Annotated in this window: 9 protein-coding genes, 1 tRNA gene and 1 pseudogene; 4 read left to right on the top strand and 7 right to left on the bottom strand. The window is 71.9% G+C overall.

Annotation, left to right across the window (positions count from 1 at the left end):
- The 3 genes from AC1DUQ_RS13250 to AC1DUQ_RS13240 all read right to left on the bottom strand — a co-directional run.
- On the bottom strand, nt 1–1061 hold a 1061-nt coding region (locus AC1DUQ_RS13250), incomplete at its 3' end, for a serine/threonine-protein kinase (protein ID WP_477073935.1).
- Nucleotides 1058–1849: a lytic murein transglycosylase gene (locus AC1DUQ_RS13245; protein WP_477062307.1), complete on the bottom strand. Its 792-nt coding sequence runs from the start codon at nt 1847–1849 to the stop codon at nt 1058–1060. The genes AC1DUQ_RS13250 and AC1DUQ_RS13245, both read right to left, overlap by 4 nt.
- Nucleotides 1846–2223: a hypothetical protein gene (locus tag AC1DUQ_RS13240; protein WP_477073934.1), complete on the bottom strand. Its 378-nt coding sequence runs from the start codon at nt 2221–2223 to the stop codon at nt 1846–1848. Before AC1DUQ_RS13240 ends, AC1DUQ_RS13245 begins: the two co-directional genes overlap by 4 nt.
- A gap of 286 nt (nt 2224–2509) precedes the next feature.
- Between AC1DUQ_RS13240 and AC1DUQ_RS13235 the strand changes: the two genes are divergently transcribed.
- From AC1DUQ_RS13235 to AC1DUQ_RS13220, 4 genes are all read left to right on the top strand, one after another.
- A complete protein-coding gene (locus AC1DUQ_RS13235) occupies nt 2510–2722 on the top strand; it encodes a three-helix bundle dimerization domain-containing protein (RefSeq protein WP_477062305.1) in 213 nt (70 codons plus the stop codon).
- A gap of 67 nt (nt 2723–2789) precedes the next feature.
- The gene (locus tag AC1DUQ_RS13230) at nt 2790–3194 is read left to right on the top strand and encodes a hypothetical protein (protein ID WP_477062304.1); all 405 of its coding nucleotides are present in this window, start codon (nt 2790–2792) and stop codon (nt 3192–3194) included.
- A gap of 301 nt (nt 3195–3495) precedes the next feature.
- Entirely contained in the window at nt 3496–4455 is a 960-nt protein-coding gene (locus AC1DUQ_RS13225) for a GGDEF domain-containing protein (protein WP_477062303.1), read from the top strand.
- A gap of 227 nt (nt 4456–4682) precedes the next feature.
- Nucleotides 4683–5732 (top strand): magnesium and cobalt transport protein CorA, encoded by a 1050-nt coding sequence (locus tag AC1DUQ_RS13220; protein ID WP_477062302.1) that lies wholly within the window; start codon nt 4683–4685, stop codon nt 5730–5732.
- A 611-nt stretch (nt 5733–6343) separates the two neighbouring features.
- Here the strand turns inward: AC1DUQ_RS13220 and AC1DUQ_RS13215 are convergent.
- The 4 genes and pseudogenes from AC1DUQ_RS13215 to AC1DUQ_RS13200 form a co-directional block, all read right to left on the bottom strand.
- Nucleotides 6344–6416 (bottom strand) — tRNA-Ala (locus tag AC1DUQ_RS13215).
- A gap of 71 nt (nt 6417–6487) precedes the next feature.
- Nucleotides 6488–7186, bottom strand: a complete 699-nt coding sequence (locus AC1DUQ_RS13210; protein ID WP_477062301.1) for a histidine phosphatase family protein — start codon at nt 7184–7186, stop codon at nt 6488–6490.
- Nucleotides 7183–7572: a ribosome silencing factor gene (gene rsfS, locus AC1DUQ_RS13205; protein ID WP_477062300.1), complete on the bottom strand. Its 390-nt coding sequence runs from the start codon at nt 7570–7572 to the stop codon at nt 7183–7185. Before rsfS ends, AC1DUQ_RS13210 begins: the two co-directional genes overlap by 4 nt.
- An 18-nt stretch (nt 7573–7590) precedes the next feature.
- Nucleotides 7591–7956, bottom strand: a pseudogene (locus AC1DUQ_RS13200) (hypothetical protein); the annotation flags it as partial.

Below are 7956 nucleotides of genomic sequence, written 5' to 3'. Positions count from 1 at the left end.
CCACGGGCCGGCGTCGCGCGAGTGACGGGAGGAGTGGTCGCGACCGTCTGCGGCGGCGGCTCGGCCGTCGACGGCTGCGCCAGGGCGAGCCAGAGGACGAACGCCGTGCCGAGGATCGCGATGCCCAACGTCACCCAGGCTCCCCCGCTGGTCGGTCGCCCGCCCGGTGCTGGCTCGACCAGGCGAACCGGGAGCAGCTCTCTGGTGGTCCGGACCGACCCGTTGGCCCGAGGCTGGCTCGGCTGCGCGGCAGGCGTGCCCGCGAGCAGAAGGGCGGCCCGGACGTCCGCGCGCAGGTCCGCCGCACCGTCGTGTCTCCGGTTCGGATCCTTGGCCAACGCGCGCCGCACGATCCGGTCGATGTCGGTCGGCAGGCCAGGACGGGCCGCGCTGGGCACCGGCGCGACCTCGGACACCTGGGCGGCAAGCACCTTCTGCGGATCGTGATGGTCGAAAGGCGGCCGACCGGTGACCAGGTGGAAGAGCAGGGCGCCGGCGGAGTAGACGTCCGAGCGGGCGTCGCTGCCGACACCGGTCGCCACCTCGGGCGCGGCGTAGTGCGGACTGACCGTCACGCGAGGGTCGGTCAGGTCCGGAGCCGGTGTCGCGCCGACGTCGAGCAGCACCGCGCTCGGCTCGCCGAGGCTGGGCACCATCACGTTCGACGGCGAGAGGTCGAGATGCAGGACACCCCGCTCGTGCGCGTGCTGCAGGCCTGCGAGCACGCCGTCCAGCACGGTCAGCGCGTCGCGGGCCTCGAGCGGTCCGCGCGCGAGCAGCTCGGTGAGCGTCCGGCCCACCACCAGGTCCAGCACCAGGAACGCCCGCCCACCGGCGTCCGCGCCGGCGTCGAGCACGTGCACGACGTTCGGGTGGTCGAGGCGCGCACCCGCCCGCAGCTGGGCCCACGGATCCGCTCCCGGCGCCACGGGGACGCGCACGACCTTGACTGCGACGTCCCGCCCGAGGCGGACGTCGAGGGCGGCGAAGACATCGGCCGATCCACCGGAGCCGAGGAGGCCCCCGAGCGCGTACCTCCCGCCGAGCAGCTGCCCGGTCATCGACCCGCTGCGGCGGCGAAGCCGTTCGCCGTCGCGAGGACCAGCGCCACGTACGCGTCGTCGTGGTTGTAGGACAGCACGGCTGCCTGCCATCCCTCGGGCGTGGCGAGGTCCCGCCCGGACGCGCAGAGGTACCGTGCGGCCGCGAGCGCGGCGTCGTCGATGTCATTCGGGTCCTGCGTGCCGTCGCCGTCGCCGTCCGAGGTCCAGCGACTCCACGTCGACGGCAGGAACTGCATGGGGCCGACCGCGTGCGACCACACGGCGTCGCCGTGCCACGCGGCGTCCTCGGGATGCGACGGGATCGCCGCGGTCCCGGCAGACCCGTCGAGCGCAGGACCGACGATCGGGATGCTCGGCCGGCCGTCGGGCTGCAGCTGGGCACCCCCGTGAGTGCCGTTGCCCGACTCGACGGTCCCGATCGCGGCGAGCGTGGTCCACCCGAGGTGACACCCAGGACCCAGACGCGTCATGGCGAGGGTGGCGTCGGCGTACGCCTGCAGCGCCACCGTGCCGACGCCGGTCACCCCCGAGACCGCCGACACCCAGGCGCCGGACGCGCGATCGACCGGCGCCACGACCTCATGCGACGCCAGCTCGGCTGTCCCCACGGGACCACCGGGACTCTCGGGAGCCTCGACCTGCGCGGTGCCGACGGCGACCGGGAGCACGGCCGCACCGCTCGCCACGTCGGCCTGCTGCGCGGCCGCCAGCCCTGTCAGCACGACCACCGCCGTCGCCGCGACCCCCGCTGCAGCCCAGCCCAGCCGGGCACGCGTCACGGTCACGTCGCCGGGCGTCGCGCAACCCGGGGAGACGAGACCCGGCGATAGGTGACGACGGCGGGGTCGATCTGCGCCACGGGCGCGAGCAGGACGAAGTCCCGGCAGGCGTGGGCGCAGCGCACGCGCCGGTCCTTGTCGCCGATCCCCTGGACCACCGGGGCGTCGTCGGCGGTGAGGAACCACTGCCAGCGGTACGTCTCGGTGAGGCGGAGGACAGGCACGAGCGACCCGATCGACGCACGCACGGCCTCGACGGACTCTCGCGCGGCGGTGGGGGTCGGCAGCGCCACAGTGCTGCGGGCGAACCCGCGCCCGTTCGGGCTCACGAGCCGCCACCACACGGCGTCGTCGTCGGAGAACCGGTAGAGCTGGAACACGGGCGGCACCGTCCGCATCCCGTCCTCTCATCGTGGCGCCTGTCGCGGCGCACCCGGTGCAGTTCAGCGGATCGGCTGCATCTGTGAGCAACCTGTGCGGGACCGCAGGACGAACACCAGGCGACCAGGGGCCGACGATCAGACAGGACGGACGTATCGACGGCTCCTCTCGCCCCCGACAACCGGACGAACGTCCAGGTCACGGGCGGGGCAGAACGATCTCGAGGGTGATGGGTCGCTCGTCCTCCAGTTGACGCCGGGTGCCCGGCCAGCGAACCTGTCGGACATGCCCCTCCAGGACGAAGGCCGCGCGATCGACGAGGTCGTCGAGCGCCTCGCCGCCCGGTTCCCCGACATCCCGTCCACCACCGTGCGCGAGGTCGTCGAGGCACAGCTGGCGCAGTTCACCGGGTCGAGCGTCCGCGACTTCGTGCCGGTCCTCGTCGAGCACGAGGCGCTCGAGCTCCTGCGGGGCGGCGAGAGGGAGACCCAAACCTGAGAACGGTCCTCTCCGGCACTTTGTCCGTTCTCGACATCGACGCTCCGCGTGGTCACATGATGGACGCATGGGAGTGCCGAAGCAGACTGCCGCAAGCATCGAGATCCCGGCCGATCCACGTCTCGCCTGGAGGGCGTTGACGACGGTCGCCCGCGCGACGGATCAGAACCCCGCCGTATGGCACTTCGAGCATGCCGACGTCGTTCTCGACTCCACCTCCCCGGGGGAGGCCGCGCGCGGAGCCGGGAGCTGGCACGGGATCGACTACCGGGTCTCCGCGCACCTCGTGCCGCGGGGTGCCCGGGAGACGCTGGTGGTGCTGACCGCCGACCCGGAATCCGAGCCCCTCGGCATCCGTGGCACCGGACGGGTCTGGGCCTCGCACCGCCAGGCCCGCCGCGACCTGGAGGCCATGGCCGCGGCGTTGGGGACCCAGGTCGCCGAGTGGACCTCGACGTCGGGTTCGGCCTGACACGCCTTCGGAACGTTCCGGGCAACAGCGACAGCGACGCCGATCGGGGTGTGACGTGGCCCCTGCGGCCGGATGCGCCCGAGACAGATCGTGGCTAGGGAGCTCACCCCGTTGCCGAGCACCGCCATCACCCACGGTCCAGCGGCAGCGGCCCACGCCATCGCCAGAGCGCAGGCCGTCGGGCGCGCACTGGGGACAGGCGAGCGCTACGCAACGGCTCCCGGTGACGCGCGTGTGAACGTTGACTGGCGACTCGCCAAACACGCTCACGACCTGCGGTGTCAGCGACGACGCTCGGACTGTGGCCGATGTCCAGACCCTTCTGCGTGACCTGCGCTCCGGCGCCGTCCCGTCCTCCGACCTTGTGGGAACCCTCGCCGTCCCGCTCCAGGCGGTCGATGCCAACACGCCCGTGCACGAGATCGAGCCGCTCTTCCTCGATCCGACGCTCCTGCGGATCGGCGTCATCGACCGGGACGCAGCAAACCGGATCGGACTCATCACGCGATCACGGTTCAACGCCGCCATGGCCGGCCGGCTCGGCTACGGCCGAGCGGTCCTGACGCGTCGCCCAGCGCGCGCCGTGGCCGACTGGGAGCCCCTGGTCGTCGACTCGTCGTCATCCGTCGTCGAGGCGGCGCTCCTCGCGATGGCCCGACCGCCCGAATCCCGGTTCGAGGACGTCGTGGTCCGCTCGGACCTCTGGTTGGCGACAGGGACGGCGGAGCTCGTGCACTCGCTCGCCGCCGCGCTCGCTGACCAGGGCATCCGCGACCGGACGACGGGACTCGTCAACCGCCACTTCCTCGAGCACACGCTCGCCTCGTGGGCGCAGGAGATTCGGGGTTCCCGCCAACGACTGGCGGTCACACTGATCGACATCGCGGGCTTCGGCCTGCTCAATGCGGCCCATGGTCTCGCCCACGGCGACCGCGTGCTCGCCTCCATGGCGCAGGCGCTGACGGGCGCCTACCCAGGAGGCTGCGTTCTCGGTCGGCTCGGCGACGACGAGATCCTCGTCGTGGCGGTGCTCCCCGCCGTACCCGATGAGCGCGCCCGCGAGGTTGCCGAGGAGCTGCGGCAGCGAGCGCTCCGAACGCTGGCCGCGAGTCCCCCCGACTTCGCCGACGGCGAGTGGCCGCCGGTCCGGGCCGTCGCCACGGTAAGCCTGCAGGCGTGGGCAGACGGGCCCCTGTTGCTCCAGGAGCTGCACCGCGACATGCGCCGCATGAAGGCCGAGCGGGCTTCGACGCGGCACTAGCATCCCGGGTTCTGCCGAACGGACCGCAGTCGAGTTCGATGCGCGTTCACCGACGGGGAGTAGGTTCCGCGCGGGTGGACCGCGCCGGCAGACTCCGCCATCCGTCTACGTACGCGAGGACCGCAGTCATGACACGTCGCCAGTCGCCCGGCAGGTTGCCGATGATCCACCTGCCGCGCCTTCCGGGCGCGCGAGGACCAGAGGACCACGTCGGGCGGGGCGACCCGATGCCCGACTCGAGCGAGCTCGAGCTGCAGGCGAGCATCGCCGACTCGGGGGTCTATCGGGACGGCGTCCGGATCGCGTCGCCGACCGACCTCACCGGCACCTATTCCGCGCTGCGGAGCAGCCGCGGCGCGATGGCGTGGATCGGGCTGTACCGCCCGACGGCCGAGCATCTGCAGTCGCTGGCGCGCGAGTTCGATCTTCACGAGCTCGCGGTCGAAGACGCGATCCTGGCGCACCAGCGACCCAAGATCGAGCGGTACGGCCAGACCCTGTTCGTCGTGCTGCGCGCCGCCCGCTACCTCGACTCGACCGAGCAGGTCGAGTTCGGCGAGCTCCACCTGTTCGTCGGACCGGACTTCGTCGTGACGGTCCGACACGCCGAGTCCCCCGACCTGGCCGCCGTCAGGCACCGCGTCGAGGCAAGCCCCGACCTGCTCGGACGGGGACCTGAGGCGATCCTGTACGCGATCCTCGACGCCGTCGTCGACGCCTACGGGCCGGTCGTGGCCGGGCTGGAGAACGACATCGACGAGATCGAGAGCGAGGTCTTCCGCGGGGACCCCGCAGTCTCCCGACGCATCTATGAGCTCTCCCGCGAGGTGGTCGACTTCCAGCGGGCAGTTCGCCCGCTGGGCGCGATGCTCGCCGCGCTCGACGCCGGATCGTCCAAGTACGGCGTCGACGAGGAGCAGCAGCGCTACCTGCGGGACGTCGCCGACCACGTCACCGAGGTGGACGAGCGGATCGAGTCGTTCCGGATCGCGCTGCGCGACATCCTGACGGTCAACGCCACGCTCGTCGCGCAGCGGCAGAACGAGGAGATGAAGACCCTCTCCGAGGCGAGCAACGCCCAGAACGAGGAGGTCAAGAAGATCTCCGCATGGGCCGCGATCCTGTTCGCGCCGACCCTGATCGGCACCGTCTACGGGATGAACTTCGACCTCATGCCCGAGCTGCACTGGACGTGGGGATATCCGTTCGCCCTCGCCCTGATGGGCGCCGTGAGCGTCACGTTGTACCTGGTCTTCAGAGCGCGCCACTGGATCTAGGGCGGGGAGTTGCACTCGAGCTGATCGTGGTCGTGCTCTCCGAGGACGAGGACGAGGTTGCGTTGCGTCGCGACGAGCGCGACGAGCTGCACCAACCAGAGGATGATCACGAGCCTGTCGTACCCGGCGGCCGGGCGCGCTGGTCATGTCCGCGAGCTCTCAGTCGAACTACCTTCCCAGAACGAGGGCGCTGCCATCGCCGGCCGAGCGACCCGCATCGAAGGCTCCTCGCGCAGTGGTGTACACCGCGACGCTGAGGCGCCGTCGGCTAGGACTTCCACACCGGAGACGAGCTCCCAGTGCCAAGGCTCGTCTGGACCGTCTCCGCCTCGGTGCGCCCGGTCGGGGTTCGCCCATCCGCAGACGGGCCCGACGTCGTGCAGCCACCTCCCCCGTTCCCCGGCGTACGGCTCGGGGCACAGGTCGACCGGCGAGGCCGCACCCATGGTTGCTCTGCCCGACAGGTGCCGCAGCCCACCCTTCTCGGTACGCAGAGCTGCTTGTGCCTCCTGAGGACGAGTCCGGACCGATAAGTGTCCGACAAATGGCCGATGGCCACGTCAGGCTCCTGTGTTCAGGATCCCGGCGTGGCCTCTGACCAGCACTTTCGGTGGAGCTGAGGGGATTCGAACCCCTGACCCCCTGCATGCCATGCAGGTGCGCTACCAGCTGCGCCACAGCCCCGCAGCCCCCCGAGGGGGACCACTCACGCCCGTAGGCGCTCGGAGAGTTTAGAACGAACGCGGTCCCAAACGCTAATCGGGGTCCCGGGTCTCCGCATCGGCGTCGGTCTCGTGCGTGGTGTCCGGTCCGGCGTTCCAGTCGCTCGACGCGTCGGTCGGGCCGAGGTTGTACCCGACCATGCGCCACGGGGGCGCGAAATCGCCACGCGTGGCGACGAGCTCGGTCCAGTGGACGTTGAGCATGCCCGTGAAGCCGTGCCAGTCGGTGGGCATGCCGAGCAGGTCGCCGACCGCGCAGCTGATCGCGGAGCCGTGCGAGACGACGACGAGGGTGTCGTCCGCGCCCAGCGCCTCGGCGTGCTCGAGGATCCCCTCACGCACGCGCTGCGCGACCTCCGCACGGGTCTCCGCGCCGACGCCCTCCGGCTGGCCGCCGGCTCGCCAGACGGCGAACTCGTCGGCCCAGTCCCGCCGCAGGTCGTCGCCCGTGAGGCCCTCCCACAGGCCGAAGGCGCGCTCGCGCAGACGCGCGTCGACGACGAGGTCGAGGCCGGTCGCTCGCGCGAGGAAGCTGGCCGTCTCGTGCGCGCGACTGAGGTCGGACGTGACGATCACCGTCGGCTCGTGCCGGGTCAGCAGCCGGGCGGCCGCCGTGCGGGCCTGCCAGCGGCCTACGGCGTCCAGCGGGATGTCGACCTGGCCCTGGAGGCGCGCCTCGGAGTTGTACGCGGTCCGGCCGTGCCGGACCAGGAGCAGCCGCCCCGCCGTCACGCGTCGGTGCCCTCGTCGGTCCCCCGCGCGTCAGCGGGGAGATCGATCACGGGGCAGTCCTTCCACAGCCGCTCGAGGGCGTAGTACACCCGGTCCTCCGCGTGCTGGACGTGCACCACGACGTCGCCGAAGTCGACGAGCACCCACCGGCCCGCGGCCTTGCCCTCGCGCCGGATCGGCTTGGCGCCGAGCTTGAACAGCGCCTCCTCGACGGCGTCGACGATCGCGCCGACCTGCCGCTCGTTGGTGCCGGACGCGATGAGGAAGACGTCGGTGAGCACGAGCTGCTCGCTGACGTCGAGCGCGATGATCTCCTCGGCCTTGATGTCGGACGCGGCACGAGCGGCCGCCAGGGCCAGCTCGATCGCTCGTTCGGTCGCAGCCACGGGTCTCCTAGGTTCGGGTCAGGCAGGTCCGGCCGACAGGCCGGTCGTCGAGTGGGTGACGGGGGCCGCGGCTGTGGAGCCGGGGTCGTCCTCCGTGGTGTTGCTGAGCAGGAGCACGATGAGGAAGCCCAGCACGAACGCCACGAGCGCGAGCACGATGAGGTGCAGCCACGTGTACGGGTGCCTGGGGCGCTCCTCGTCGTCCTCGTCGTCGTAGTCGTCGTCGTCCTCGTCGCGTGCGACGCCGGAACGCACCGGGTCCGGGAGGCCGCCGAGCGGCGCGCCGAACACCGGTGCCGCGGGCTCGCCGCCGGCGCGGGGCGCCGGGACCGTGCCGGACGACAGTCCGGTGGGCGCCCAGGCGCCGGGTGCCGCGTCGGGAGC

It is taken from the genome of Cellulomonas sp. P4_B5_2 (assembly GCF_056402235.1).
This window is presented reverse-complemented; position numbering and strand designations above follow the sequence as displayed.